A 26,619-nucleotide genomic window follows, 5' to 3' on the forward strand; every position below is an offset into this window, starting at 1 on the left:
AAAAGGCTGCCTCAGTCAGCAGCCTGATCCAGGAAAAATCTGCGTGTAAGCACAAGCCCTGCTATATAAAGCCCAAAAGCAAAATAGGCAGGGAGGAGATGATAAAAGGTGGTATAGCCGATATAAAAATGGGTAAGAATGCCTGCCGCAAAGGCAGGAATCCCGCCGATGAGGAGCATCCTCCACACCCACTTCTCACCTTGCCGGAAGCCCCATAGGGCGGTCATCAGCACCAGCAGGCCAACACTGAACAAAGCGCTGCCAAAACCGGCACGGTCATGGGCAATCAGCGGGATGAGCTTTTCATTGAGATTGTTCATCTGTTCAGGGGTCATGCAGATATATCCGATATCAGTCTGAACGAAAACACCGGTTGCACCTATGGCGGAAATGGATATCCCCCCAATAACAAAAGAAAAACCAAGGATGACAAAACACAGCTGCCCCCAGAGGCTTTTGCGCCAGGCTGCTGTGTTTTTTTTATTAATAGAACGAGGCCTTTGATTGGGTTCCTTTGAGTTCCGGAGCCCCAATAAAAAGAAGGGAAGCAGAATAAGCCAAAAAAGTCCGTGAAGCCAATCAAAGTAGCCGTATCCGATAAACAGCAGGATTCCGAGAAAACCAGTCACCGCGCCAGCATTGATGGCCTTCCGTGCCCAGTGGAGACCGTTCCTGGCACCGTGGCGGGCAAGCTCCATATAGAGGATTCCGCCGGAGATCATGGTCCCGGCGAGTGTCATCCGGTCGTGCAGCATAAATTTGATGAGCAGCGGGTTCATCAGTATAAGGTCTTCCCGGCTGATGCCAAGGAAATGTTCATCATAGGGAAGAATGACAGATGTCAGGCTGAAAAAAAGGGCGATCAGCCCGCCAATCAGGATGAAAAGACCAAACAGCCAATACAGCATCCAGCCTCCAAAATCCCCCCTTCCTGCATGAACCTCGGGGTCTGCAGCCGCTTCATTGATCCTCTTTGGAAGCCCGGGCCCTGAGGAAACATATCCTCCCGACAGCATAATCAAGTCTGCTCCTGCTGTATATAATGAAATGGCATCCTCCGGCTCAAGGACTCCCCCGGAGATAATTGCAGGAAAGCCAGCTGGATATGCGTTTCTTATAGTCGATAAACAATCCGTGAAAGCTTCTGGAGCGCTCAATGGGAAGGTCTGCCTGCCGCCTGAAAAAGACGCCTCTTCATCTAATACAATCCCCTGAATCAGGTCTTCATCTGCCAAAGCGGCAATAACGGTTTGCTGCTTCCGGAAGGCAGCGGGGGAAGTGCCCAGGAGGACAGGTTTGCCTTTAAGAATACCGGCAATCTTTCTATAGTGATCCTGCTTAAACCTCCAACCGTTTTCAATGATCATTGCCGAAGCGTATGGGCAAAGGCGTCCAGCCAGCTCGATAATTTCAGCTGCTGCCAAATCCATGCTGGAAGCAGGTGAATCTATTCTGATGAACAGCGGCTGATGGGCAGCTTTCATTTTTTCAAGCTGGGAGATCGTCCTATCCACTCCAATGGACTCCAGCGGGACAGGATAGGAAATCGATCCATCTTGATGCTTGACAGCGGTCCCGCTGGAAAGCTGCACTTCCATAGAAACAGGGCCGGCTTCCAGAAAACCGAAGCCGAGCCCGGTAAAAGCCTTTGTACCGGAAAGAAGGGGGTCCACTTTCCCGCTTAAGCCGACAGGCGATTGAAAGCTGTATCCAAGCATCGTCTTTTGAAGTTCAGGTGCCGGAGACATATGGCCAAGAAATTCAATGATGTGCCTGCCGCCCGGCAGCGATGAAAGAGTGTTCATCCCTTTATGGATAAATTCCCGTCCCGCTCCGCCCGGGAGCCTTTCCAGAATCGGTTTGAATATCGGATGATATGACCAGTCAGGCATCGTGTGCACCTCCCTGATGATTTTCTAATCCTAGTGTACTTGAAAACTTCCATTCTAACCAGAAGGCAGCGAGGGGGCAGGACGGCATTTTTTTCTGAAAATACAAATGAAAATATTTTCCAAAATCAGTACCCGTTGTAAAATAAAATTATGAAATCAATTTGAATGTGCGAGGTCACTAGAATGATAGAAGGAAAAATCTTGGTTGTCGAGGATGAATTGCCGATCCGGAAGCTTATTCTATTTAATCTTGAAAGATCCAACTTCGAGGTGCTTGAAGCGGGAGATGGGAAAACGGCGTTGCAGCTTGCGGAGGATAAAAACCCTTCACTCGTGGTGCTGGATGTGATGCTTCCTGATATGGATGGTTTTGAAATATGTGCAAGGCTCAGGGAGCGGCACCCGGATCTGCCCATCATTATCCTATCTGCAAGAGGGCAGGATATGGACAAAATCATGGGTCTTGAAATCGGGGCAGATGACTATATTGTCAAGCCCTTCAACCCGCTTGAGCTTGCCGCAAGGATCCGCTCTGTTCTGAGGCGGACATCAAGGAATACTTCCCCGGTCCGTCCTGCAGCCTTAGAGCTAGGCCCTTACCTGCTTGAAGTCAAAACCCAGCGCCTGTATAAGTCGGGCAGGCTTGTAAAATTGACGGCAAGAGAATTCCAGCTGATGAAGTTTTTCCTGCAAAAGCGGAATGAGCCAGTCACTAGGGATGAGCTTCTTGACGAAGTGTGGGGATTGAATTATTTCGGTGATCCGAAAACAGTGGATGTCCATATCAGGAGGCTGCGGGAAAAAATAGAAGATGAACCATCAAGCCCTTTGTTTCTTAAAACGGTTTGGGGCTATGGCTATTGCTTTCAGGAAAGCGGGCATAAGTCATGAAAAATGGGATCGGAAAACGTCTTGCAGGAAGCTACCTTGTGATGATCATCATCACAGTGGCCCTTTTCGAGGCCGTCATCCTGTCAGCCCTGCGGCTTTATTATATGGGGGGTGTCAAGCAGGCGCTCAGGGATCAGGGGAGCATGTTCTCCGTTTATTATGAGCAATATTTCCAGACTAGGCCGCTCAAGGATTCTGCAGATCAGCTCCTGCAGCAGTACAATTTCCTCCTTGATGCAAAGGTGCAGATCGTCGGCAAGGATGGAGCACTGCTGTCAGGGAGCAGCCTGTCGGAAGGAGAAAGCCTGAAGGGTTTTCAGGATATAGAATCTGCCCTTTCCGGTACTACAGGCTATTGGACGGAAACCGAAGCTGGAGAAAAGCTTCTCTCTGTAGCAAGGCCGATCCTCGTTTCCGGAGAGCCGGTAGGTGCCATCAGGCTGACAACTTCACTCGAACAGCTCAATGAAGTTTTCCTGCAAAATGCATCAGCATTAATTATGATCGGACTCGCCGTCATCCTGATTGCCGGGATTATAAGCTATTTTCTGGCGAATACGATTATTAAGCCTGTAAGCCGTATAACAGAGGCTGCAGAACTGATGGCATCCGGAAAGTTTTCAGTGAGGATCAAGAAGGAGCGGGATGATGAAGTTGGCCTGCTTGCCGATACATTGAATTATATGGCCGAGGAAGCCGAAAAGCATGAGAAGCTGAAGAATGAATTTATTGCCTCTGTTTCCCATGAGCTGAGGACACCTTTGACCTCTGTCAAAGGATGGGCCCTTACACTCCGGAGCATGACGGATGAAAAGGTGTTCACCGAAGGATTGGATATCATTACAGACGAAAGTGAAAGGCTTAGCCATCTACTCGGTGAACTGCTTGATCTATCAAGCCTTTCATCAGGGAAGGCGGGCTTTGTTTTTGAGCGTATCCTGCTGCAGAAAATGGTCCAGCAGACAGTCAATCAGCTTAGACCGCGGGCGACTCGCCAGAATATCCTTTTATCCAGTGAAATAACGGAAGAACCCCTTTTTTTAAATGCAGACAGAGATCGGCTGAAGCAGGTGCTGCTGAATGTTCTTGATAACAGCTTGAAGTTCACGCCTGCAGAGGGCACCATATCTGTCGCTCTGAAGCGGAAGGAAAAGGAAGCAGTCATTATCGTCAGTGATACAGGGGCAGGGATACCTTCCGATGAGCTGGAAGCAGTAAAGGAAAAGTTTTATAAAGGAAAAATCCATGGAGCAGGAACCGGACTTGGACTTGCAATCTGCCAGGAGATCATAGCGGCACACCAAGGGCAGTTTGAGCTGGCCAGTGAGAGAGGAAAGGGAACTGCCGCATATATCAGGCTGCCTTTGTAAGGATGGAAGAATGTATTTCCTTCTAGCCCTTGAGGGAGAGTGGAGGGGAAAATGAGAAAACTCAAACTTATAATCATACTGCTGGGCTTTTTGCTGCTTGGAGGGTGCACGTTTCTTCCTGAGCCGGTCAGCCTTATACAGGCGCCAAGGCCCCCGGCAGAAAAGATTCAGGAAAAAGAAAATCTTGAGCCTGTCGCCAAGCGGTTCCTCCCTGCAGATGCAATTTTAGCGGTTCCTGACAGGCCGGTTGGAGGAAGCAGCATACTGGAAGCGGATTTTGATGGAGATGGGTCACCGGAAGCGGCAGTTTTCTACAAGCTCAAAGGAGACCCCGGCAAACCAGGGACTCTTATTCTCAAAAAAGTGCAAAAAGAATGGACTTTGCAGGAAGACATAAAAGGGATTGGATTTGATGTTGGCTGGGGTGCGGCCGCCGACGTGACAGGGGATGGAGCGGATGAACTATTGCTGGGCTGGAGCATCGGCGCTTCAGCAGGAAGCACGCTCAATATTTTTTCCTTTGCTGAAGGCTCCCTGAAAAAGATTGGCCAGGAAAACTATCACGAGCTGGAAATGGTCCGCCCTGAAGAAGGATCTTTCTATTCATTGGCCGTCTGGGCACGCGATCTTGCTGACGTGTATCAGGTTGATATGCTGTCATGGGACGGCAGCCGCTTTGCTTCTGATAAAGAGCTGTATCCAGCTTACTTCCCTAAAGTTTCACAATATTATAAAGCAAGGACAGCTGAAGTCCCTGATGCAGCAATATACTGGTATTTCCTGGCTGAAGCGCAGGTGAAGGAAGGAAAGCCCGAAGAAGCAATCCAATCAATAGAAAAGGGCATGAACCTAAACATGATTATGCCGGGTTACAGCAAGTTTTCAGAGCTGAAAGACGAAATTATAGCAATGCTTGAAGACAGGGAGGGACAGGATACTGCTTTATATATTCCCGAACCTGACCTGACGCTCGCTATCCCGCTTGATTTGTTTCCTTATTTGGCTGTGGAGGGATCTCCCGGACCAAGCAATGAATACCGTTTATCTGCTAGCATCAAGCCCGAGGGGGAGGAAAAAGGGCAGCTGTTTGATATTGTGATTTATCCTAAAGATGCGGGAGAACCCATTGATGAAAAAGATATGCTGAAGCTTTTTGAGGATGACCGTTTTATATATATGGTCAGGAAAGGTTGGAAAAACCCCTATCCCCCGGGCAGTCCTGCTTTTGATCTTTACAGCTTGGCAGTATCCAAAAAGGATGAAATAATCTCCAGCCTGAAGAGGGGCTCTCCTGTACAGAAGCTCGAAAACCTGGAGGAAGAAATGCTGGCTGCTGCCATCAATGAAGCGGCACAAATGCGCTGGCATGTTCAAAGCGGAGGCAATATAGAAGAAATGGAATCCATAACGATCAATGAATTGGACTATCGCTTTATGGGCAGGGATCTTGATTCAGAATCAAAGCTGATCCAGTATTTTTCATCTTCTTTTACAAATGAAGCCATTTCAGCTTATATCATTCATTCAGGCATCAAGGTCCACAATGGAAGGCTCGTGCAGCCTAATGCAGACGGCGGGTCCATCATGGGCTATCAGCATGCAGAAATCCTTCAGATGAAGGATGCCGGTGACGTGAAAGAGTTTGATTTAAAGGCCCCGCTCGGTGATACACTTTTATACGAAACCTTTCATATTGAATTTGAAAAAACAAAGGCCGGCTGGAAAATTTCTTCTATGCCGGGAAGCTTTTAGTGCTTGAACCATCCCCTGCGGCCAGGGATGGTTCATTTCTGTTAATGCTGCTCATGTTATTTTTCATGATCCTTGCTGCTGCCTTTTCTCAGGCTTAAGCTATAGGCAGCAGCTGATATTATTGAAGCGCATAGGAACAGCAGGCATAAAATCCCTAGCATCCGGCATCCTCCTTCCTGAATTTCTCAAACCCTAAGAGGAGCATAAAGTATGAAATGCGTTCCAGCGCAAGTGAAAATGCAGCATGCTATAATGCTGATAAGCAAGGAGGTCAGGGGATGGCGAATATCAGAGAAATTGCCAAACTGGCAAACGTGTCTGTGTCAACAGTTTCCAGGGTGCTTAATAAGCATCCTTATGTGGCTGAAGAAAAGCGGCTGGCCGTCATGCAGGCCATTGAAAAACTTGATTATATCCAGAATATCAATGCAGTCCATCTGTCAAGAGGGAAGACCAAGACGGTAGGGGTTATGCTGCCATATGTGAATCATCCTTATTTTTCTTCCCTTCTGGAAGGAATTGGAGAGGAAGCGTTAAAGCATGAGTATGGGCTTCATCTTTTTCAGACTGCCTATGATCCTGATAAAGAAATAGAGGCACTAGCAAAGATGAAAATGAGGATGGTTGATGGGATGATCATTCTTTCCCGGAAAAGCAGCTGGAGCAAAATGGAGGAGTACTGCCTCAGCATGCCTGCAGTCATTTGTGAAAAGCTGGACCATCCTTCTGTCAGTGCTGTCTTTATCGACCATTATAAAGCGTTTCGCCAGGGGCTCGATCATCTGCTGTCTAAAGGGTATAGGAGAATCGGCTATTGCATTGCCAGGAGAACCGGCACAAACAGCAACCTCCGTTATCAGGCATTCTCTGAAGGACTGGCAGAACAGAATATCGCCGTTACAGAAGATTGGATTTTTGACAGATGCCTGGGCATTGAGGATGGCGAAAGGGTGGCCAGGCAGCTTTATGGGATGGCAGAGAGGCCGGACGCGCTGCTCGTCAGCAGCGATCAGGTGGCAGCCGGCATCATTGCGGAATGGAGCAAGCTGGGACTCAGGATACCAGGTGATCTTGCTGTTTTAAGCTTTGATAATCATCCGATTTCCAGGGCTTTGCAGATTACAACGATGGATCTGCCTGTAAACGAAATGGGCAAAACAGCTTTCAGGCTGTTCCTCGAAAGGCTCACGAGCGGACAGGTAAAACAGATGGAGGCAGAAGCAGCCCTGATTGAAAGGAAAACTGTCTGAAGGGACATGCTGCCGGGGAGTGAGTGTATGGAATTAAACAGTGAAGAAGATATAGTAAAGGCCATTCAGGAGGACGGCTGGATGATGGACATCCTGAAAGCGGCTGAAGCTGCCGGGCTGCCGGACTGGTGGATTTGTGCCGGGTTTGTCCGCTCTAAGATATGGGATGTTTTGCATGATATCCGGGAGAGGACGCCTCTCCCGGATATCGATGTCATATTTTTCGATAAAGAAAATACTGGTGAAGCTTCTGAAAAGGAGGCTGAACAGCTGCTGGGGAGGCTGCTGCCCGGTGTTCCATGGTCCGTGAAAAATCAGGCAAGGATGGCTGTCCGGAACGGGATGCCTCCTTACGCTTCTTCTATTGATGCTGTTTCCAAATTTCCTGAAACAGCAACTGCGCTTGCTGTTACCCTGGATCAGGGCCGCCTTAAATTGGGTGCCCCCTGGGGAGTGGAAGATGCCGTCAGCGGGGTGGTCAGGCCGACCAGTTTTTTCCTGGAGAATGAAGAGAAAAGGGAAATATACCGCCAGAGGATAATAAAGAAAAAATGGCATCTCAGCTGGAGCGGGCTGTGCATTCAGCAGATTTAAAAGGGCTATAAAATAATCCAGCAGAAATAGGGCATGAATAAGGTAATTGGGCAGAGGTTGTAGTGATTGATTTTTGGAGATAAAATGTTATAGTTGAAAAGGATTTTAATCAAAGGCTTATGCTGTACATAGGAGGAAGAAACGTGAAGCTAGGTATAATCGGACTGGGCAAAATGGGATATAATCTTGCCCTTAATATGAGAGACAAAGGCCATGAAGTGGTGGCTAATGATGTAAATACAGAAGCAATGGAAAAGATTTCGGCAGAAGGCGTCGCGACGGCAGCTTCGATAGAAGAGCTTGCAGCAAAGCTCCCTTCTCCTAAGGTCATCTGGATGATGGTGCCTGCTGGCGACATCACAGAAAAGGTTCTGAGCAGTGCAGCAGCCGTGCTGACAGAAGGAGATATCATCATTGACGGCGGAAACTCCAACTACAAGGAAACTCTGCGCCGCGGAGATGAGCTGGCAGAGAAGGGCATCCATTATATCGACTGCGGAACAAGCGGCGGCCAGGAAGGTGCACGCCATGGCGTCTGCACGATGATTGGCGGCGACAAAGAAGCTTTCAGCCAGGTTGAGCAGCTGTTTGCTGATATTTCTGTTCCAAACGGCTATCTTTACTCTGGAAAGCGCGGCAGCGGCCACTTCCTGAAAATGGTCCACAATGGCATTGAGTACGGAATGATGCAAGCTTTTGCCGAAGGCTTTGAAATTCTTGAAAAAAGCAATTTCGACTATGACTACAAAGAAGTATCGCGTGTATGGAATAATGGTTCTGTTATCCGTTCATGGCTGTCTGAGCTTCTGGAGAATGCGTTCAGCAAAGATCCTAAGCTTGAAGGCATCAGAGGCGTCATGAATTCTTCAGGCGAAGGCAAATGGACAGTAGAGGCAGCACTTGACTTCCAGGCGTCTGCCCCGGTTATTGCGATGTCCCAGTTCATGCGCTATCGCTCACTTGAGGATGATACATTCCACGGTAAGGTAGTGGCAGCACTCAGGAATGAATTCGGCGGCCATGCGGTCGTAAAAAGCGGCGAATAATAAAAAATGATCCTGCCTAAGCAAGATCTGAAGACTGCAGATAAATTCAATGAAAATTGAATGTCTGCAGTCTTTTTTTTTTGCTGGTTATGCTGTGAATTTTGATGTTCACAGCCGTACCTGAAATACGCAGCATATAAAGCGTTTTCATTTTCGAGGTTAAATCCGTTTTGAAGAGATGGCATTTCTCATTTTCCGAAGTGCCTGCTTTCCTTCATCTTTGCGGGCGATCATGACGTTTACATATAAGGCGTCAATGATGCTCAGCTGGGCAATGCGGGATGACAGGGCCTCTGAGCGGTAGTCTGTTTCTTCAGCAACCGTGTAAAGGGCGATGTCGGCCTGCTGGGTCAGCGGGGTTTTGGCAAAGTTGGTGATGCTGATCGTCCTGGCGCCGTTTTCCTTGGCCACCTTCAGCACTCCGATCATATCCTTCGTTGCCCCTGAATGGGAAATGAACACGGCCGTATCTTTATCGGAAAGCTGGGAAGCTGACATGAGCTGCAAATGGGAATCACTGTTGGCATGAACGGTAAGTCCGGTCCGGATGAATTTGTGGTAGGCATCCTGGGCAATGATTCCTGAGCCCCCGCTTCCGAAAAACTCAACCTTTTCCGCCTGCAGGATTGCTTCCACAGCCATTTCAAAAGCGCCTCCTCTTATCAGCTTCAAGGTATCCTCCAATGTATTGATGTTTGAGCGGAACACTTTTTCCGAGACCGTAAGAATGTCATCCTCCTCCTGGATCGTCTCATGGATATCCTTTATCGGTGCGACAATCTCAGAGGCAAGGGCTATTTTCAGCGCCTGATAGCCTTTGAAGCCAATCCTTTTGCAGAAGCGGAAAACCGTTGAATCTGCAATCCCTAAATCATCTGCCAGCTGATTGATGGAGCTGTGGACTATTTTTTCGGGGTTGTCCAAAATATAGTCAGCAATTCTTTTTTCTTTATCACTGAATTTGGAATAATGGGTTTTAATGCGGGCAAAGCAATAAAGAGTTTCCATTGACGCACTCCCTATCAAATTTTTCTATAGTACTATTATAAAAGAAAAAATTTTCTTTGAAAACGGTTGCAATTAGAAAAATATTTTATATAATAAAAACATAAGGCGAAAGAATTTTTTTTCGTTGGTTAATAGATAAAGAAGAAAATTATTTCGTATTCTGCCAAATTATTAGAAATCAAAATGTAAGCGTTTAATAGGGGAGGAACAAAAATGTCTGGTTCAATGCTTATTTTAGTAGCAATGGCAGGAATCTTCCTGCTGCTGTTTCTTGTAATGAAAACCAAGCTCCATGCTTTCGTCGCATTGCTCCTTGTCAGCCTGCTTGTAGGGATTGCTGCAGGAATGCCGCTTGGAGGCGTCATCGAATCTGTCCAGAATGGCATGGGGGGAACCCTCGGGTTTGTGGCTGTCGTAGTCGGGCTCGGGGCTATGTTCGGCCGGATGCTCGAGGTTTCCGGCGGTGCTGAGCGCCTGGCACAGACGATGATCAAGAAATTCGGGGAAGATAAAGCACAGTGGGCCCTGGGCATCACGGGCTTCATTGTAGCCATACCAGTATTCTTTGATGTCGGCTTCATTATCCTTGTGCCGATTGTCTACGGGCTGGCCAAGAAAACTGGTAAATCCCTTCTATACTACGGGATACCGCTGCTGGCCGGATTGGCTGTCACACACAGCTTCATTCCGCCCACTCCGGGCCCAATCGCGGTAGCTGACCTGATTGGTGCAGACTTGGGCTGGGTGATCCTGTTTGGTATTTTAGCAGGTATACCTTCCATGATCATCGCTGGTCCGCTGTTCGGTAAATTTATTGCCAAAAGGATTCATGTCACCATTCCGGAATATATGAATATTGAAGAAAAAGAATATGATAGGGAACTTCCAAGCTTTGGAATGATTGCAAGCATCATCTTCATCCCGCTTGTACTGATTTTAATTAATACAGTGTCCGGTGTTGTACTTGATGAAGGGAACGGCTTGCGTGCCGTATTCACTTTCATGGGACATCCATTTGTTGCTCTGACGCTGGCTACACTGCTGGCATTCTATTTCCTTGGGACGAAGCGCGGCTACTCCCGTCAGGAGGTACAGGATATTGCGACAAAATCTCTTGAGCCAGCCGGGATCATCATCCTTGTAACCGGTGCCGGCGGTGTCTTCAAACAGGTTCTGATTGATTCAGGCGTTGGACAGGTTCTTGGGGATATGATGGCTTCTTCATCACTGCCGCCGATCCTGCTCGCATTCCTGATTGCTACATTTGTGCGTGTGGCCCAGGGTTCGGCAACGGTAGCGATGGTAACAGCGGCAGGCCTTATTGCCCCGCTTATTGAAATCATGGGACTGGAAGGACCGGTCCTTGGATTGATTGTAATCTCTATCGCGGCAGGCGCAACCATTTTCTCGCATGTCAACGACTCAGGGTTCTGGCTTGTTAACCGCTACTTCGGCCTTGATGTTAAGGACACGCTGAAGTCCTGGACTGTCATGGAAAGCTTGATTGCCATTGTCGGATTCCTGGTTGTATTTATAATCGGATTCTTCATTTCTTAACCAGAGGCAGATAAATATAAAGGAAAAAGGGAGCGGGAGCGCTTCCTTCTTCTGCTTTCCGGACATGCTGCCCCGGAAGGGAATCCATATCGGTGTATGTTATTTTTGATTCGTTGTAAACTTAAAAAGAGAGCTTTAAAAGATTGGAGAGGTTCATATGACAGCTGAAAAATATATGCTAGGAGTGGACATCGGGACGACGAGCACAAAGTCTGTCCTTTTTAATAAAGAAGGCAAGGTGGCTGCCAAGCATTCCATCGGCTATCCTTTACATACGCCAAGCCCCTCGGCTGCAGAGCAGGATCCGGATATCATCCTGGCAGCTGTGGCCGGCACCCTAAAAGCCTGCATGGAAGAAGGGGGCATCAGTTCAGCAGACCTGCTGTGCGTGAGCTTCAGTTCTGCCATGCACAGCCTCATTGCTGTGGATGGGGATGGGATACCCCTGACCAAAAGCATCACATGGGCGGATAACAGGAGCGCCGGATGGGCCGAGAAAATCAAACGCAACCTGAACGGCCATGAAATCTACTTGAGGACAGGTACACCTATCCATCCTATGTCACCATTATCCAAACTGCTCTGGATGAAAAATGAGGAGAAAGAAATCTATAATCAGGCGGCGAAATTTATCTCAATCAAGGAATATGTATTCTTCAAATTCTTTGGCGAGTATATTGTCGATTATTCCATTGCGTCTGCAACAGGCATGTTCAATCTAAAAGATCTGTCGTGGGATGCTGAAGCGCTGGAGGTAGCCGGAATTCAGGGGGATAAGCTTTCAGAGCCGGTCCCGACAACCTATACTCTGAAAGGCCTGAAAGAGGAATATCAGAAGCTGACAGGACTTGATGCCTCGGTGCCTTTTGTAGTGGGAGCGAGCGACGGGGTACTATCAAATCTTGGAGTCAACGCGATCGATCCAGGCGTCGTAGCTGTTACAATCGGAACAAGCGGGGCCATCCGGGCTGTGACCGATAGGCCTGTAACAGATCCGAAAGGAAGGATTTTCTGCTATGCGCTCACTGAAAAGCATTGGGTGATAGGAGGACCGGTCAATAATGGCGGCATGATTTTCCGCTGGGTCCGGGACGAACTTGCTGCCTCCGAGGTGGAGACTGCCAAGAGGCTGGGAATGGATGCCTATGATGTGCTGACAAAGATTGCGGCTGCGGTCCGCCCCGGCGCGGACGGCCTTATCTTCCATCCATATATGACAGGCGAAAGAGCACCGTTATGGAACAGCAATGCAAGAGGTTCGTTTTTCGGACTCAGTCTTCACCATAAAAAAGAGCATATGATCCGCTCTGTTCTTGAGGGGGTTATTTATAATCTGTTCACCGTCCTGCTGGCCCTGGAGGAACTGATCGGGGAGCCGAAGAAAATCCAGGCGACAGGCGGATTTGCAAGATCTGAGCTGTGGAGGCAGATGATGGCTGATATTTTCAATCAGGAGGTCGTCGTGCCTGAGAGCTATGAAAGCTCCTGCCTGGGCGCTGCCATCCTGGGCTTGTATGCCGTCGGTGAAATCGAGGATCTGAGCATTGTGTCAGGCATGGTGGGGGATACCTTCAGCCATAAGCCGAATCCAGAGAATGCAGCTGTTTACCAGGAGCTGCTGCCGGTCTTCATCCGCCTATCCAGAGCACTTGAAGGCGAATATGAGAACATAGCCCGCTTCCAGAAAAAGCATCTGGGATGAAAAAAAAGCTATTGGAGATTGGCTCCAATAGCTTTTTTGCTGTTTGTTTAGAAAATTGCATTCAGCAATAAGTACACAAGACCTGCAATCGTAGCGGAAATCGGCAGGGTGATGACCCAGGTGATCAGCATCCGCTGTGCCGTGCCCCATTTAACGCCTTTTAGGCGGTGGGCTGATCCCACTCCAAGAATGGAAGAAGAAATGACATGGGTTGTACTGACCGGCAGGTGTATTGCCGTTGCACCGAAGATGATGGCTGCGCCGGTCAAATCAGCTGCAACACCGTTGATAGGGCGAATTTTCATGATCTTGCCGCCGACAGTCTTGATGATTTTCCAGCCGCCGACAGAAGTACCAAGCCCCATTGCCAAGGCACAGGAGAACTGGACCCAGAACGGGATATCATCAGTTGTGACATAGTTATTGGCAATGAGCGCCATTGTAATGATCCCCATTGCTTTCTGGGCATCGTTCGTACCATGTGTGTATGACTGCAGGGCAGCAGTGAAAATCTGGAACAGGCGGAAATTCCTGTTTGTTTTTGTCAGGTTATTGTGTTTAAAAACAATTTTAAAAATGCTATATACGATGAATCCAACAACAAATGCGATGAGCGGAGAGAAAATCAGCGCCTGGATGATTTTCATGAAGCCCCCGTAATTAAGGGCCTGGAATCCTGCTGCTGCTATCGCAGCGCCTGCAATGGAGCCGATAATCGCATGAGATGAACTGCTCGGAATTCCGTAATACCAAGTGAGCAAATTCCAAAAGATCGCAGCAATTAATGCTGCCAGGATGACAATTGATCCGTTCTGCAGAGTGAAGGGATCAACAATATCTTTTGTAATGGTCTTGGCTACTCCTGTAAAGGTCATAGCCCCGACAAAGTTCATCGTGGCGGCAAGAATAATGGCATGCCTTGGCTTCAGTGCTTTCGTTGAGACGGCTGTAGCAATGGCGTTGGCTGTATCATGGAAGCCGTTAATAAAGTCGAAGGCCAATGCCCCTATGACAATCAGTATGGTTATGATGAATATGGAATCCATTTATGAAAGCTCCTTACGCATTCTTCATGATGATGGTTTCTAGAGTGTTGGCGACATTCTGGCAGCTGTCAGCGATGTCTTCCAGGTTTTCATAAATTTCTTTATATTGAATGATGCGGATCGGATCTTTTTCAACTGAAAATAAGTGCTTGATGGACTGGCGCAGGACCCCGTCACATTTTGATTCGTAATCCTTGATTTTGATGGCATGCTCTCTGATATCAAGAAGCTTTTTGGTTGAAAGCAGCTCTACGGCCTTTTCGATTTCCAATGAACAGCTGCGGATGGCATCAACAAATTTAAGCATATAATCGTCTGCCTGTGTAATCGAGTACATCTCAAACAAGGCAGCACAATGTTCAATCCCATCAAGGACATCATCCATGCTCATCGCAAGGTGGAGGATATCTTCACGCTCGATCGGAGTGATAAAAGCATTATTAAGTTCTTTGATGACCTCGTGGACAAATGTGTCGCCTTTTGTTTCATACTCTTTCATCGTTTCGGAAAAAATCTTCAGATCACTGACGTTTTTCAATTTGTAATCGGCAAAATAGTGAGCTCCCTCTTTTACGTTGGAAGAGATGCTGCTCAACAAAATTGCAAACTTGTCCTTCTTCTTGAAAACCATATTTAAACCCCCATTTGTTAAATGCCTAGAACCAAAAGCTGCTTAAGCGGATGGCAAATTGCTGTTCCGGTTAGTTACATAGTATACCCGCTATCCCGCTAAAGAAGCTCTTTCATCCAAAATTTGTGGCGATTCCCTGCCTCAGCTCCAGCAAAAAATCCCCCAAACGAAAATATTTTATATGAAATTTGTCGAATAAGGTAGCATTTCGCTCAAAATTTACAAAAACTTAATATAAATACTATACTGGCTGAGAATTTATATGGTAGTATCCTGAGAATTTACATTTTTTCCAGCTGAAACAGAAAGGTGTTGTAAGTGGTTGACTTTTCTGATAATATAACTTTCTGCTCCTTACAAGCCCATATAAACTTCTTTCTCAAGCGGCTGAATTGGAATGAAAGGAGAAACATATGACATCAGACCAGCATCCCGATTATCAGAAGGAAAGTGAACGGCTCGATTTTACCAGAAAATATATGGAGGCTGTCATTAAAACAGCTGAATCCAGCAAAGACCAGTTCAAGGAAAATATGAAAGAAGCCTTTCAGGACACGGACTGGCTCGAATCAAGCTTAAGCTATTCCTCCATTTTGACAAACGCCCGTTTTTTTGAAATGTCCAAAGATGAGCTGTCAAGCCTTCGAAATGCCCATCCAAAGCCTTATTTTGCCCGGCTTGATTACCAGCATAAAGGCCAGGAAGAGAAGGAGAGTCTGTATATTGGAAAAACCTCGCTCTATTCCAGGGAAAACCAGGAGCAGATTATCGTGGACTGGAGGTCCCCGATTGCCAATCTCTATTATGAAGGCAGGCTTGGAAGGGTCGAATATGAGGCCTACGGTGAAAATTATGATGGCCAGCTGACATTAAAAAGACAGCTAATGATTGAGGATGGCATTCTGGAGGAAATCCGGGACATCGATCTAACCACTACCGACGAACTGCTTCAGGATTCCCTCGCCAAAAGCTCCAGCAGCCGGCTGACTGAAATTATTTCAACGATCCAGGAAGAGCAAAACCGCATCATCAGGGCTGATCTGAACAAGCCCATCATCGTCCAGGGAGCAGCGGGAAGCGGAAAGACAACCATCGCCCTCCACCGAATCAGTTATTTCATCTATCAGTACAAAGAGAATTTCCTGCCGGAGCAGCTGATGATCCTGGCTCCGAGCCAGCTGTTCATAGACTACATATCAGAAGCATTGCCTGAGCTAGGTGTGGAAAGAGTCAGGCAGACAACGTTTCCCGAGTATGTCCTGCAGTGCCTATCCGGAAATTTCTCCATTGCAGAGGACAGGAAGCTCATCCAGCTTCTTGAAGAAAAAGAAGAAGGATTCGGGCTCAGAGTTTCAGAAATCAAGGGATCCCGGGTGTTCAAGACCGTTTTAGATCAGTACTTAAAGAGTATCTCTTATACCTTTTATCCTTCTGACGACTTTATGGCGGATAAGTTCCGCCTGTTCAGCAGAAAGAAATTCATCAGGCTTTTTCATGAAGATTATCATTATCTTCCCTATTTCCGGAGGCTTGAAAAGCTTAAGAGCATCCTTCAAGGCGATTTGAAAAGGAAGAAAAAGAATATCCTCGCCAAAATTGAAGCCTACTATGATGACCGGATTGACAGGGCCATATACCGCGGCAAGGATCAGGATAAAAGAAGGGAATATGTCTCGCATGCCCTTGATCAAAAAGCCGGGCGGCTGGAGGAGGTCCAAAAGAGCATCAGAAGGGCTGTGCCCGACTATATGAAGCAGTTTCCGAAAAAGAAGGCGCTGGATTACTATCGTGAGCTTTTCGAGGATCCGTCAAGGATCGTCCGTTTTTCAGGGAATGAACTGACAAAAGGCGAAGCAGAAGAATTATGCAGCTACTCACTTTCCATTCTCTCCAAGAAGAAGGTTGAACGGGAAGATCTGGCTGCCCTTCTGTATCTGCAGACAGAGCTTTACGGGGTTGATAAAGATTTAAAGGCAAAAAATATTGTCATAGATGAAGCCCAGGATTACAGCTATATGGAGATATATGCTTTAAAAAAGGCCTGTGATACAGATATGTTTACGCTGGTGGGAGATCTCGCTCAGGGAATCCACTCTTATCGGGGGCTAAAGGCTTGGGAACCGGTCGTCACCGAGATATTCCCGCGTGCTACCTATACTGAGCTGCAGAAAAGCTATCGGACGACAATAGAAATCATGGAAAAAGCAAACCGCCTGCTGAAGCTCCTGCCCTACTCCTTTCCGCAGGTGGAACCTGTTGTCAGGCATGGTGAGAGCCCGTCTTTTATAGAAAGAGAAGAAGGAGCCGTGCTCGCGCGGCAAATTGCAGAAAAGGTAAAGGAGCTGCGGGAAGAACAGCTAAAGAACTTTGCTGTCATCGGTAAAACAATGAAGGACTGCCAGACTTTATTCGATTATTTCAAGGAAGAGACTGATGAAAAAGTCCGTCTGCTTGCAGAACGGGAAAGCATTCCGAAGGATGAAATCGTAATTGTCCCTTCCTATCTATCCAAAGGACTGGAATTTGATGCAGTATTCATTGTTTCGATACATGAAAAATATGATGCATCTTCAGAAATCGATATTAAGCTTCTATATGTGGGAATGACCAGGCCGCTCCACCGGCTGTACTTTTACGGAGGGGAGAAGGCCGATTTCCTGCTTGAAGAATAAAGCGTGCAGAAGAATCCTGTTGAACAGGATTCTTTTTTGTTAGGCACAAATTCTGCTGATGGAAAATTGGGCTTGTTTTAGAAAAAATCTTTGCAGAAAATCAGTTTTGGACAAGTTTTCCAGGGTAAGAAGATAATTACAATATCGGCGGAAGCCGTTTATATAAAATGGGCGGCTGCAGCGGGAGCAGCCGCTTTCGGTTTTTCTAGAACATTTTGGCGCAGAGACAAGACCAACTTTCTTGTTTTCCCGCTGTGTAAAAATTCACCCTAGCAAATAAAGGAAAGAAGACGCATGTTTTAGATTTTGAAGCTGGGGTAATTTATTTGTACAAGCAGCAAACAACAAACCGAAAAGGAGGGTGATGATTGAAAAAACTCTATTCGGTACCGATTATTGCCATCTTAATATTTCTTATAGGCTGCAGCAACGGGCAGGAAGCTGAGCAGGAACTGAATCAGGCGGCTGATGAACTGGAACAGTCAGCTGAGGAAGTTGCTCAATCTGCCAAAGAGAAGACCGAAGAGGCTGCTGATGATGTTAAAGAAAATGCGCCTGATACGATTGATAAGATTAAAGGTGCATTAGAGGAAGGCAAAGAAACTGTTAAGCAAGAAATGGTCGAAAAAGGGGATACTGTTAAAGCGGAGGAGGATTTTTACCTCGCTGCGACCCCAGAAGCCTATGACAGTCTCTACGATTTCATCCAGATCAATGATTATGATGGAATCAAACAGCTGGAAGAAGAAAAGGATGCGCTGCTTGTAGAAAAAGGAACCGAACTTGAAGTGCTGGACCGTGATCCGGTCCGTGTAAAAGTGGCGGTAAAGGCCGGAGATGAAGAAGGCTTTGCGCCAGTCAATCTGTTAGAGCCAGCTGGCAACAGCTGATGCTTTTATAAACTTAATTCTGCAAAACAAAAAACTAATTAGGAGTGAGAAATTATGTTAAGTTTTCTTTGGGCATTAATTATTGGTGGAATCATCGGGTGGATTGCCGGCATGATCGTAGGAAGAGACATTCCGGGCGGCGTAATCGGTAATATTATCGCAGGTTTCGTTGGAGCTTGGTTAGGTACATTGATTCTTGGCGACTGGGGTCCTGTCGTAGCTGACTTTGCTATTATCCCTGCCATTATCGGTGCTGTTGTTCTGGTATTTGTACTAAGCTTGATCATGAAAGGTATGCGTAAAGCAGACTAATACAAGAAAGCCCCTTTTTAGGGGCTTTTTTGTGTTTGATTATCTATTTGTTTCACTAGGGTGTAGTGGAATCTTTTGTTTGGTTTTTTAGGTGGATAGAGGGTCTGAGTTTATTCAGCTGGAGTCATCTGTTTGAGTTTTAGGGGATGGAGGGTGATAGTCGGCATGACAGGAACCCTCTGCAGGGATATTAAGAGTTCAGAGGGTCTTAGTCAGCTGGACTAGAGCCCTCTGTAAGGCAATTAAGAGTCTAGAGGGCCTTAGTCAGCTGGACTAGAACCCTCTGTAAGGCAATTAAGAGTCTAGAGGGCCTTAGTCAGCTGGACTAGAGCCCTCTGTGTGGCTATTAAGAGTCCAGAGGGTCTTAGTCAGCTGGACTAGAGCCCTCTGTGTGGCTTTTAAAAGTCCAGAGGGTCTTAGTCAGCTGGACTAGAACCCTCTGTAAGGCTTTTTGCAGTAAAGAGGGTCTCAGGTGGCTCAGCATGAATCCTTCATTTGCTTCTGCAGAAAGATTTAAAGCTCCTCCGGCTGAAAGCCTCTGAACATTTCCGGGCAGTCAGTTACAGGTGCGTAACAGACCACTGCTTCCTCTGTAAAGGGATGCGGAACCTCCAGCTTGGCAGCATGAAGGGCCTGCCGCGGAAAGGCCGGGCTGCCGCCATACAATCTGTCCCCAGTCAATGGGTGGCCCATATCACTGAAGTGGACCCTGATCTGATGGGTCCTTCCTGTTTCCAGCCGGCAGGACACAAGGGTCTGCTGCTCTCTTGGAAATATTGCAGCAACTTCATAATGAGTGACCGCATCCTGACCGCCTGGGGAAACCCGCCTTCTTGTAGGGTGATGCCTGTCCCGCCCAATGGGCTTGCGGATCACCCCTTTTTTTTGTTTAATGACCCCGTCCGCCATGGCGATATAGGTCCGCTTGATTTTTCTTTCCTTAAGAAGCTGATCAAGCATGCCTCCTGCAAGTGCATGCTTGGCGAACAATACAGCACCGGTTGTATCTTTATCAAGGCGGTGGATGTGCTTGACCTGGCGGTACTCCCCTTTGGCCAGGAGATGAAAGGCAGCTGCGTTGGCAAGCGTGTCTTCCTGCATCGGCTCATTGGGGTGAGTATCCATGCCGGCAGGCTTGTTGAGAATCAGCATATGATCATCCTCATACAGCACGTCAATTTCATGGTATGCAGGCTTTACGCCGAAATCTTCTTCAGCAAAAAGCTTTAGCCCCAGCCTGCTGCCTTCAATAAGCGGTGATGTCCAGGCAGGAGCTGAGCCGTCCACTAATATGCTTTTTTCCATTCTCATCAAATGGATTTGCTTTTTAGGGGCCTTCCAGCGGCTGCGGAGAAGCTCCTCAAGCGTCATGCCCTCCCAGTGGCTGGGGATTATAATTTCAAACCATTCACCTTTTTTCTTCGTAATGATACAAAGCCCTCCTTCAGCCAGTATTTTCCTATAATAGTAAGCCGTTAATTCACATATAAATCATACATGAAAAATGTTTCCATGCAATGGATGCCGGCAGCCGATTCATATCTCCCCAGTATGCTCCAATATTGTATAATTGTAAGCGGGTAAGCCAAAAGACATATTTTTATGTAAAAAAAAGCGGTTTCTTTATTCGTGATTTCCTACGCTATGTAAAAAAATGCCGTCTCTATGGGTATAATTACCACCCTTAGAGATTCGGCTGATATGTTATTCTAGGATTATATGTTACGAAATGATTACAAGGATTACAAAGGTGGGTTTTCAGTGAAAGTAGTTTTTGCATCGACTCCTAACCAGGAAGAGAGGATCAGGGAACTGGTAGATTATTTTTATACATCTATTTTTCCTGCTTATTTTTCAGATGAGGATATTAAAGAGTTTGAAAAGCTGAAGGTGCTGCATACTTCTACCAGGCATTTTGAATATTTCGGGACTTTGAAGGAAGCATTTCAGGTGATCGCCAGCCTGCAGACGCTGATTTCTATCCTGGAATCTTCTGATCCGGAAAACCGATATGAGGGCATCTTTCAGAAGAATGTACATATCCTGAAAGATTTCGGATTATTCTTTCCTTTCGGCTTTAGCTCTTTTATTGATGCAAAAGAGCTGAAGGGTGATATGTTTAGTGTGTATACGAAAGCGGCGAATGAGCTTTTGGTTTAAAATGGGGCAGAAGTAGTGAGTTTGAAGAACGGGAAGGAGCGGGGGTGCTTCTTCCTGTTTTTTTATAGTGTTTTATTTAATATGGAGCTGTTGGTTTCCGTTCCGGGCACTTCGCTTTCCGTGGGGCGGCGCTGAGCCTCCTCAGAGCAAGCTCCTGCGTGGTCTCAGCTTTGCCGCTATTTCCCGCAGGAGTCTGCGTGCCCTCCACTCCAACCAACAGGTCTTTTTAAACTTTGGTACATTTCTGCAAAACCAATAATCGGGACTAAAGATTCGTTTCAATCTCTTTTTCAGGAGCACTAGATAAATAAAGTCTTAAGAGGTATAAACCTGCTAATTGTTGGACATCCTGCATAACAACCAGCTCCTTCCGTAATGCAGCTCTGATTCGGGAATGTCTGTAACTGCAGACATTCCGGCCGGATTAACCTGCGATGTTACGAGTAGGGGCTTGTTTATTAACAAAAAATTTTAAGGTCTTTTTGATATACAACGTAAAAACGGGAAGGAGCGATCCTTCCCGTTTTTTCTTATTTAGAATTCTCGTTAAACCATTCTTCGAATACTTCTTTGTCTTGTGAGCCTGTGATTCTGTTTGTTTCTTTGCCGTCTTTGTATTGGACGATTGTTGGTGTTTCGTTTATGTTGTAGTTGTCCCAGCCGTTTTCGAATTCCCACAGGTTGAATTGTACAAGGTCGACTCCCATTTCATCTGCCAGCGGGGCGACAACAGGGGTTGTCCTTTGGCAGTGCGGGCATGTAGGGCTGAAGAAGTAGACGGTTGCGTCTTCTCCTGCTTCAAGCTTTTTCTCCAGTTCATCCGGGAGAATAATGTTCTGGTAGTTCGGATCATCGAGCTGGTCGATTGTTTCAGACTTCAGATTCTCTGTTCCGTATGGGTTATTGCCGGATACCTTTTCTTTATTCTGCATACTGGTGAGCACTGCCACACCTGCAAATAGTGCTATGATAATAACTAAAAATATAATGACTTTCTTCAAATCACACTGCCTCCTTTGTTTTTTTCCAGATGATCAAGCTTGTTATAAAGATAATGATAAAAGCTGTAAGCGCAAGCAGGGGAATCGTAATGAATCCCAGCCAGTTGATATATTGCCCTGTGCAAGGGACCCTGCCGCAGGAAAGGGCATTTTCGCCAAGGAATGAGACCTTCTGTATAGAATAATGATAAATAGATATGCATGCACCGGCAGCGGAGAGGATCATTGTATAAAAGCTGATTTTAAAGTCTTTTTTAATCACAGCGATCCCGAGTATGACGGCGAGGGGGTACATGGCGATGCGCTGGTACCAGCAGAGTGCGCAGGGCTCATAATGGCGGACTTCAGAAAAATAGAGGCTTCCGAACATCGCCAGGATGGAGGCTGCCCAGGAAAGGAATAAAAGGTTTTCCCTCGGATCTTGTTTTGGCTTATCCATATGCTTCTCCTTTAATTGGTTTATGGTGAAATTATAAAGAGATTCTCCGGACTTGTAAATTCCCTTGAATTAAAGACACCTAATCTTCACATTTTTGCAGTGTTCAGGACAGCATGAGTGAAGATGTGCAGGCATAAGCTGTTAACGGCAGCCGGAAATTCCTTCTTTCATTCTACCATTGATACAGGGGCGAGCATCAGTCCTAATATTATCCTATCTGTAAAAGGAGTATTAATATGAAAAAACATGCGTTAGTCATTGGCGGAACGGGTATGTTAAAAAGAGTGATTGAATCGCTCTGCAAAGAAGGATTCCATGTCAGTGCAATGGGCAGAAGCCATGATCATTTTTTAAAAATGATGGAAGAAATTTCTGTACCTGGAGACGTATCTTTTATACAAGCAGACTATTACAGTCCCGTCCAGTTCCAGGAAGGCTTGATCCAAGCTGTTCTGGACCGGGGGACGTTCGATTTGGCCGCCGTTTGGATGAGAAGCAATGCTTCGGACAGCTTCCAGTGGCTTTTGCAGTACATAGCGAAAGATGACAAGTTTACAGAGCTGTATGAGATTAAAGGCAGCCATGCTTCGAGGGAGCCTTTCAAAGGCCTGGAAACTTCCTCTCTCAAGTGGATGAGGATTATTCTTGGATTCTGTTTTGAAGGGGAAAAGGCCAGATGGCTTACCCATGAGGAAATTTCTGAGGGGGTGCTGAAGGCAATCAGCCTGAAAGCCTCCTTATTCACAGCGGGCGTGACGGAGCCTTGGGAGAAAAGGCCCTCATAGTGTAAATGCCATTAACATGCAGCGCGAATAAGAGGAGATGCAGACAGTATGTCAAAATTGGATTTGAGTAAATTTGAGAAGAAAATGATCATACGCAATACAAGGGCTGAAGATATTGATAAAATCATAGCCCTGCAGGAGCTATGCTTTCCCGGGATGGATCCGTGGAAGCGGGAGCATCTGGAGAGCCATCTGGAAGTCTTCCCGGAGGGCCAGTTTGTCGCAGAATATGATGGCGATATCATCGGGTCCTGTTCCAGCCTGATCATCAATTTCGATGAATATGATGACAGGCATTCGTGGAGCGATGTGACGGATAATGGCTATATTACGAACCATAATCAGGATGGGTATAATTTATACGGCATTGAAGTAATGGTGCACCCCGATTTCCGGCGCATGAAAATCGGCTACCGCCTGTATGAGGCACGGAAAGAACTGGTGCGGCAGATGAACCTGAAAAGCATCATCATTGGCGGCAGGATCCCGAACTATCATAAATATGCCGGGGAAATGAGCCCGCGCGAGTATGTAAGCGAGGTATCCCGCCATAAAATTTATGATCCGGTCCTCTCATTCCAGCTCCTGAATGAGTTCACTCTCATGCGGATCAATCCTAATTATTTGCCGGATGATGTCCAGTCCAACAAATATGCGACCCTGATGGAATGGAATAATGTCGACTACCTGCCAACAACGAAAAGATTCTATAAAACAAGCTATCCAGTAAGGATTTGTGTGGTTCAGTACATGATGAGGCAAATCAGTTCATTTGATGATTTTGCAAACCAGGTGGAATATTTTACAGACGTCGCCTCAGATGCAGGGGCCGATTTTGCGGTTTTCCCTGAGATATTCACCACGCAGCTGATGTCATTCCTTGATGAAAAGTCACCCAGCCTTGCAGTGCGGAGGGTTACAGAGTACACAGAAGAATATATCGAGCTGTTTACCGATCTGGCTGTCAGATATAATGTCAATATCATCGGCGGCTCCCATTTCGTCAAAGAGGATGATGATGAAATCTACAATATTGCCTATCTTTTCCGGAGAGATGGCACGATTGAAAAGCAATATAAGCTCCATATCACCCCGAATGAGCGTAAATGGTGGGGGATCAGCCGCGGGGATGAAGTGAAGGTATTCGATACAGACTGCGGAAGGATTGCGATCCAGATCTGCTATGATATTGAATTCCCTGAGCTTGCCAGGATCGCAGCAGATAAAGGCGCAAAGATTATTTTTACCCCGTTTTGTACAGAAGACCGCCAAGGCTATCTGCGTGTCAAGTACTGTGCACAGGCAAGAGCGGTCGAAAATCAAATCTATACGGTCATTTCGGGAACGGTCGGGAACTTGCCGCAAACGGAAAATATGGATATCCAATATGCGCAGTCAGGCATTTTTGCGCCGTCAGACTTTGAGTTTGCAAGGGATGGCATCGTCGGAGAGACCAATCCCAATATCGAAATGGTGCTGATCGGGGACGTGGACCTTGAAATCCTCAGGCGCCAGCGCCAGGACGGGACAGTCCGCCAGCTGAAGGACCGGCGCCATGATATCTATAAGATTCATTACAAAAAATAACATCAGCAGCCTGCCTTTCACTGGCAGGCCTTTTTCTATATAATATAATTGCGGAAAATTGTCGTGAAAGCTCGAAAGGTTTCAGGAGGAAATTCGCGGGCCGCAGCAGAATGTATAAAATAAACAGTCCCTGTGAAGGGATGAACAAGTACATAACAGAAAAGCAGAACGAGCGCCAGATGCTTTACTGCAATCAGCCTGTTGAGAGGCAGCCGGGAGGTAAAGAGATGGACTGGAAACAAAAAGCGGAAAAATGGCTTGGATATGCAAATATGGACAGCAGCCTGCAGCAGGAGCTGGCAGAGCTTCGCTTGGATGACAGCAGGATGGAGGATGCCTTCTATAAAGATCTGGAATTCGGCACAGGCGGCATGAGAGGAGAAATCGGCCCCGGCACGAACAGAATGAACATCTATACGGTCAGGAAGGCAGCAGCCGGACTTGCTTCCTATATTGAAACATACGGGGCAGAAGCTAAAAAAAGAGGCGCGGCAATCGCGTACGATTCGCGCTATATGTCAAAGGAATTTGCAATGGAGACGGCTAAAACGCTGGCAACGCGCGGAATCCGTGCTTATGTATTCAATGGTTTGAGGCCAACGCCTGAGTTATCCTTTGCGGTCCGCTATCTGCAGGCATTTGCCGGTGTTGTGATCACCGCAAGCCATAACCCGCCTGAATATAATGGCTATAAGGTATACGGCGAGGATGGCGCACAGCTGCCTCCTGAAAGCGCAGACATCGTCATAGAAAAAGTCAATGAAATTGAAAATGAGCTGCTGATAGAGGCGGCTGAAGAAGAAACTCTGCTGGAGCAGGGGCTCATTACGATGATCGGGGAGGAAGTGGACCAGGCTTATCAGGAAAAGCTCAAAACCATTTCTGAAAATCCGGCCCTCGGCAGTGAAACAGACATAAAAGTAGTATTTACCCCGCTGCATGGCACCGCCGGTAAGCCAGTGCAGGACATACTGGCAGCAATGGATTACAGGCATGTTTATACGGTTGAGGAGCAGGCTGTTCCGGACCCGGGCTTCTCAACTGTCAAAAGCCCGAATCCGGAAGAGCATGCCGCATTTGAACTCGCAATCAAGCTCGGCAATGAGGTTGGGGCAGATCTTCTGATCGCAACAGATCCTGACGCAGACAGGCTTGGAATCGCAGTCAAGGATGACAGAGGGGAATATACCGTTCTGACCGGGAATCAGACCGGCGCCATTCTGCTTCACTATATTCTGAACGAGAAGAAAGCAAAGGGAACGCTTCCTTCCAATGGAGCGATGCTGAAAACGATTGTTACATCGGAACTGGGTGCAAAAATTGCCGAGTCCCATGATGTAGAGGTCATGGATGTGCTTACGGGCTTTAAATTCATCGCTGAGAAAATCAATGCTTTCTATAAAGAAAACAGCTACAAATTCCTGTTCGGCTACGAAGAGAGCTATGGCTATCTGATCGGCGATTTTGCCCGTGATAAAGATGCCGTCCAGGCTGCCCTTCTGGCGACAGAAGCATGCGCTTTCTACAAGAAAAAGGGTATGTCGCTGTACGATGCACTGATGGCTATCTACAAGGAATATGGCTATTATCTGGAAGGGCTCAGATCTCTCACCCTTAAAGGGAAGCAGGGGGCCGAGCTGATCCAGGAAACGCTGGCTTCCTTCCGAAGAGATCCGATTGAAAGCCTGGGTGAATGGAAGGTCCTGAGGATGGAGGATTATCTGACAGGCCTTGCAAAGCCGGCCACAGGCGAGGAAGAACCAATCGGCCTGCCGAAGTCCAATGTCATCAAGTATCTTTTTGAGGACGGTTCATGGATCTGCCTGCGTCCTTCCGGAACAGAGCCGAAGATCAAATTCTATTTCGGAGTCAACAGCACAGGACTGGAAGAGAGCAGGGAAAAGCTGGCAAAGCTTGAAAACGAGTTCATGAATCTGATTGATGAAAAAATGAAAAAGCTTGAAGAGGCCAAGAAGGCCTGACCAAAGAAAAGGCGGCCGTTCTGCAGAGCAGAATCCGCCTTTTCTTCTGCGC

Annotated in this window: 22 protein-coding genes; 15 read left to right on the plus strand and 7 right to left on the minus strand. The window is 46.9% G+C overall.

Translation table 11 applies throughout. The features are described 5' to 3' along the window. Nucleotides 1-11 precede the first annotated feature (11 nt). Complete coding sequence (locus N288_RS05735) at nt 12-1,892, minus strand: beta/alpha barrel domain-containing protein (RefSeq protein ID WP_009795037.1); 1,881 nt, start codon at nt 1,890-1,892, stop codon at nt 12-14. Between the two features lie 183 nt (nt 1,893-2,075). On the opposite strand from N288_RS05735, the gene N288_RS05740 reads away from it, so the two are divergent. The 6 genes from N288_RS05740 (at nt 2,076) to gnd (ending at nt 8,795) form a co-directional block, all read left to right on the plus strand. Next, on the plus strand, nt 2,076-2,783 hold the full coding sequence (locus N288_RS05740; protein WP_009795038.1) for a response regulator transcription factor: 708 nt from the start codon (nt 2,076-2,078) through the stop codon (nt 2,781-2,783). Continuing rightward, nucleotides 2,780-4,153: a sensor histidine kinase gene (locus tag N288_RS05745; RefSeq protein ID WP_009795039.1), complete on the plus strand. Its 1,374-nt coding sequence runs from the start codon at nt 2,780-2,782 to the stop codon at nt 4,151-4,153. Before N288_RS05740 ends, N288_RS05745 begins: the two co-directional genes overlap by 4 nt. A 51-nt stretch (nt 4,154-4,204) precedes the next feature. Next, nucleotides 4,205-5,905 (plus strand): IseA DL-endopeptidase inhibitor family protein, encoded by a 1,701-nt coding sequence (locus tag N288_RS05750; protein ID WP_009795040.1) that lies wholly within the window; start codon nt 4,205-4,207, stop codon nt 5,903-5,905. A gap of 278 nt (nt 5,906-6,183) precedes the next feature. Next, entirely contained in the window at nt 6,184-7,155 is a 972-nt protein-coding gene (locus N288_RS05755) for a LacI family DNA-binding transcriptional regulator (protein WP_022543530.1), read from the plus strand. 27 nt (nt 7,156-7,182) lie between these two features. Next, nucleotides 7,183-7,749, plus strand: a complete 567-nt coding sequence (locus N288_RS05760) for a nucleotidyltransferase family protein (RefSeq protein WP_009795043.1) — start codon at nt 7,183-7,185, stop codon at nt 7,747-7,749. A gap of 119 nt (nt 7,750-7,868) precedes the next feature. Further along, entirely contained in the window at nt 7,869-8,795 is a 927-nt protein-coding gene (gene gnd / locus N288_RS05765; protein WP_263625375.1) for a phosphogluconate dehydrogenase (NAD(+)-dependent, decarboxylating), read from the plus strand. Between the two features lie 159 nt (nt 8,796-8,954). Here the strand turns inward: gnd and N288_RS05770 are convergent, their stop codons facing one another. Beyond that, nucleotides 8,955-9,803: a MurR/RpiR family transcriptional regulator gene (locus tag N288_RS05770; RefSeq protein WP_009795046.1), complete on the minus strand. Its 849-nt coding sequence runs from the start codon at nt 9,801-9,803 to the stop codon at nt 8,955-8,957. Nucleotides 9,804-10,016: 213 nt separating this feature from the next. Here N288_RS05770 and N288_RS05775 point away from each other — a divergent pair, with 213 nt between their 5' ends. Continuing rightward, a complete protein-coding gene (locus N288_RS05775) occupies nt 10,017-11,360 on the plus strand; it encodes a GntP family permease (protein WP_022543531.1) in 1,344 nt (447 codons plus the stop codon). A gap of 157 nt (nt 11,361-11,517) precedes the next feature. After that, complete coding sequence (gene gntK, locus N288_RS05780) at nt 11,518-13,062, plus strand: gluconokinase (protein WP_009795049.1); 1,545 nt, start codon at nt 11,518-11,520, stop codon at nt 13,060-13,062. Nucleotides 13,063-13,109: 47 nt separating this feature from the next. Here the strand turns inward: gntK and N288_RS05785 are convergent, their stop codons facing one another. Together N288_RS05785 and N288_RS05790 are read right to left on the minus strand one after the other, a co-directional pair. Then, the gene (locus N288_RS05785) at nt 13,110-14,108 is read right to left on the minus strand and encodes an inorganic phosphate transporter (protein WP_009795050.1); all 999 of its coding nucleotides are present in this window, start codon (nt 14,106-14,108) and stop codon (nt 13,110-13,112) included. A 13-nt stretch (nt 14,109-14,121) separates the two neighbouring features. Further along, nucleotides 14,122-14,739 (minus strand): DUF47 domain-containing protein, encoded by a 618-nt coding sequence (locus N288_RS05790; protein WP_009795051.1) that lies wholly within the window; start codon nt 14,737-14,739, stop codon nt 14,122-14,124. Between the two features lie 413 nt (nt 14,740-15,152). On the opposite strand from N288_RS05790, the gene helD reads away from it, so the two are divergent. From helD to N288_RS05805, 3 genes are all read left to right on the plus strand, one after another. Continuing rightward, nucleotides 15,153-17,411, plus strand: a complete 2,259-nt coding sequence (helD, locus tag N288_RS05795) for an RNA polymerase recycling motor HelD (protein WP_009795053.1) — start codon at nt 15,153-15,155, stop codon at nt 17,409-17,411. Between the two features lie 368 nt (nt 17,412-17,779). Beyond that, nucleotides 17,780-18,301 (plus strand): YtxH domain-containing protein, encoded by a 522-nt coding sequence (locus tag N288_RS05800; RefSeq protein ID WP_009795055.1) that lies wholly within the window; start codon nt 17,780-17,782, stop codon nt 18,299-18,301. A 54-nt stretch (nt 18,302-18,355) separates the two neighbouring features. Then, on the plus strand, nt 18,356-18,613 hold the full coding sequence (locus tag N288_RS05805) for a GlsB/YeaQ/YmgE family stress response membrane protein (protein WP_009795056.1): 258 nt from the start codon (nt 18,356-18,358) through the stop codon (nt 18,611-18,613). A 513-nt stretch (nt 18,614-19,126) separates the two neighbouring features. On the opposite strand, the gene N288_RS05810 is transcribed toward N288_RS05805, so the two are convergent. Continuing rightward, entirely contained in the window at nt 19,127-19,984 is an 858-nt protein-coding gene (locus N288_RS05810; RefSeq protein ID WP_009795057.1) for an RluA family pseudouridine synthase, read from the minus strand. 390 nt (nt 19,985-20,374) lie between these two features. On the opposite strand from N288_RS05810, the gene N288_RS05815 reads away from it, so the two are divergent. Further along, complete coding sequence (locus N288_RS05815; RefSeq protein WP_022543532.1) at nt 20,375-20,773, plus strand: YhcU family protein; 399 nt, start codon at nt 20,375-20,377, stop codon at nt 20,771-20,773. Between the two features lie 530 nt (nt 20,774-21,303). Here the strand turns inward: N288_RS05815 and N288_RS05820 are convergent. Beyond that, nucleotides 21,304-21,774 carry a thioredoxin family protein gene (locus N288_RS05820; protein ID WP_009795059.1) on the minus strand — a complete coding sequence of 157 codons (471 nt, stop codon included), beginning with the start codon at nt 21,772-21,774 and terminating at the stop codon, nt 21,304-21,306. A 1-nt stretch (nt 21,775) separates the two neighbouring features. Continuing rightward, the gene (locus tag N288_RS05825; protein ID WP_009795060.1) at nt 21,776-22,213 is read right to left on the minus strand and encodes a disulfide oxidoreductase; all 438 of its coding nucleotides are present in this window, start codon (nt 22,211-22,213) and stop codon (nt 21,776-21,778) included. 236 nt (nt 22,214-22,449) lie between these two features. Between N288_RS05825 and N288_RS05830 the strand changes: the two genes are divergently transcribed. The 3 genes from N288_RS05830 to N288_RS05840 all read left to right on the plus strand — a co-directional run bounded on the left by N288_RS05830 (nt 22,450) and on the right by N288_RS05840 (nt 26,567). After that, on the plus strand, nt 22,450-22,998 hold the full coding sequence (locus N288_RS05830) for a Rossmann-fold NAD(P)-binding domain-containing protein (protein ID WP_009795061.1): 549 nt from the start codon (nt 22,450-22,452) through the stop codon (nt 22,996-22,998). Nucleotides 22,999-23,046: 48 nt separating this feature from the next. Beyond that, complete coding sequence (locus tag N288_RS05835; protein WP_009795062.1) at nt 23,047-24,585, plus strand: carbon-nitrogen hydrolase family protein; 1,539 nt, start codon at nt 23,047-23,049, stop codon at nt 24,583-24,585. 227 nt (nt 24,586-24,812) lie between these two features. Continuing rightward, a complete protein-coding gene (locus N288_RS05840; protein WP_035403176.1) occupies nt 24,813-26,567 on the plus strand; it encodes a phospho-sugar mutase in 1,755 nt (584 codons plus the stop codon). The last annotated feature ends 52 nt before the right edge of the window (nt 26,568-26,619 follow it).

The organism is Bacillus infantis NRRL B-14911 (assembly GCF_000473245.1).
GTDB lineage: Bacteria > Bacillota > Bacilli > Bacillales > Cytobacillaceae > Bacillus_AB > Bacillus_AB infantis.

Bases quoted from the DNA above. Each gene is read 5' to 3' on its own strand.
- N288_RS05755 (WP_022543530.1), top strand. From the start codon at position 6,184: ATGGCGAATATCAGAGAAATTGCCAAACTGGCAAACGTGTCTGTGTCA.
- N288_RS05805 (WP_009795056.1), top strand. From the start codon at position 18,356: ATGTTAAGTTTTCTTTGGGCATTAATTATTGGTGGAATCATCGGGTGG.
- N288_RS05735 (WP_009795037.1), bottom strand. From the start codon at position 1,892: ATGCCTGACTGGTCATATCATCCGATATTCAAACCGATTCTGGAAAGG.
- N288_RS05810 (WP_009795057.1), bottom strand. From the start codon at position 19,984: ATGACGCTTGAGGAGCTTCTCCGCAGCCGCTGGAAGGCCCCTAAAAAG.
- N288_RS05825 (WP_009795060.1), bottom strand. From the start codon at position 22,213: ATGGATAAGCCAAAACAAGATCCGAGGGAAAACCTTTTATTCCTTTCC.
- N288_RS05760 (WP_009795043.1), top strand. From the start codon at position 7,183: ATGGAATTAAACAGTGAAGAAGATATAGTAAAGGCCATTCAGGAGGAC.
- gnd (WP_263625375.1), top strand. From the start codon at position 7,869: ATGCTGTACATAGGAGGAAGAAACGTGAAGCTAGGTATAATCGGACTG.
- N288_RS05775 (WP_022543531.1), top strand. From the start codon at position 10,017: ATGTCTGGTTCAATGCTTATTTTAGTAGCAATGGCAGGAATCTTCCTG.
- N288_RS05835 (WP_009795062.1), top strand. From the start codon at position 23,047: ATGTCAAAATTGGATTTGAGTAAATTTGAGAAGAAAATGATCATACGC.
- N288_RS05790 (WP_009795051.1), bottom strand. From the start codon at position 14,739: ATGGTTTTCAAGAAGAAGGACAAGTTTGCAATTTTGTTGAGCAGCATC.
- N288_RS05745 (WP_009795039.1), top strand. From the start codon at position 2,780: ATGAAAAATGGGATCGGAAAACGTCTTGCAGGAAGCTACCTTGTGATG.
- helD (WP_009795053.1), top strand. From the start codon at position 15,153: ATGACATCAGACCAGCATCCCGATTATCAGAAGGAAAGTGAACGGCTC.
- gntK (WP_009795049.1), top strand. From the start codon at position 11,518: ATGACAGCTGAAAAATATATGCTAGGAGTGGACATCGGGACGACGAGC.
- N288_RS05750 (WP_009795040.1), top strand. From the start codon at position 4,205: ATGAGAAAACTCAAACTTATAATCATACTGCTGGGCTTTTTGCTGCTT.
- N288_RS05740 (WP_009795038.1), top strand. From the start codon at position 2,076: ATGATAGAAGGAAAAATCTTGGTTGTCGAGGATGAATTGCCGATCCGG.
- N288_RS05785 (WP_009795050.1), bottom strand. From the start codon at position 14,108: ATGGATTCCATATTCATCATAACCATACTGATTGTCATAGGGGCATTG.
- N288_RS05840 (WP_035403176.1), top strand. From the start codon at position 24,813: ATGGACTGGAAACAAAAAGCGGAAAAATGGCTTGGATATGCAAATATG.
- N288_RS05830 (WP_009795061.1), top strand. From the start codon at position 22,450: ATGAAAAAACATGCGTTAGTCATTGGCGGAACGGGTATGTTAAAAAGA.
- N288_RS05770 (WP_009795046.1), bottom strand. From the start codon at position 9,803: ATGGAAACTCTTTATTGCTTTGCCCGCATTAAAACCCATTATTCCAAA.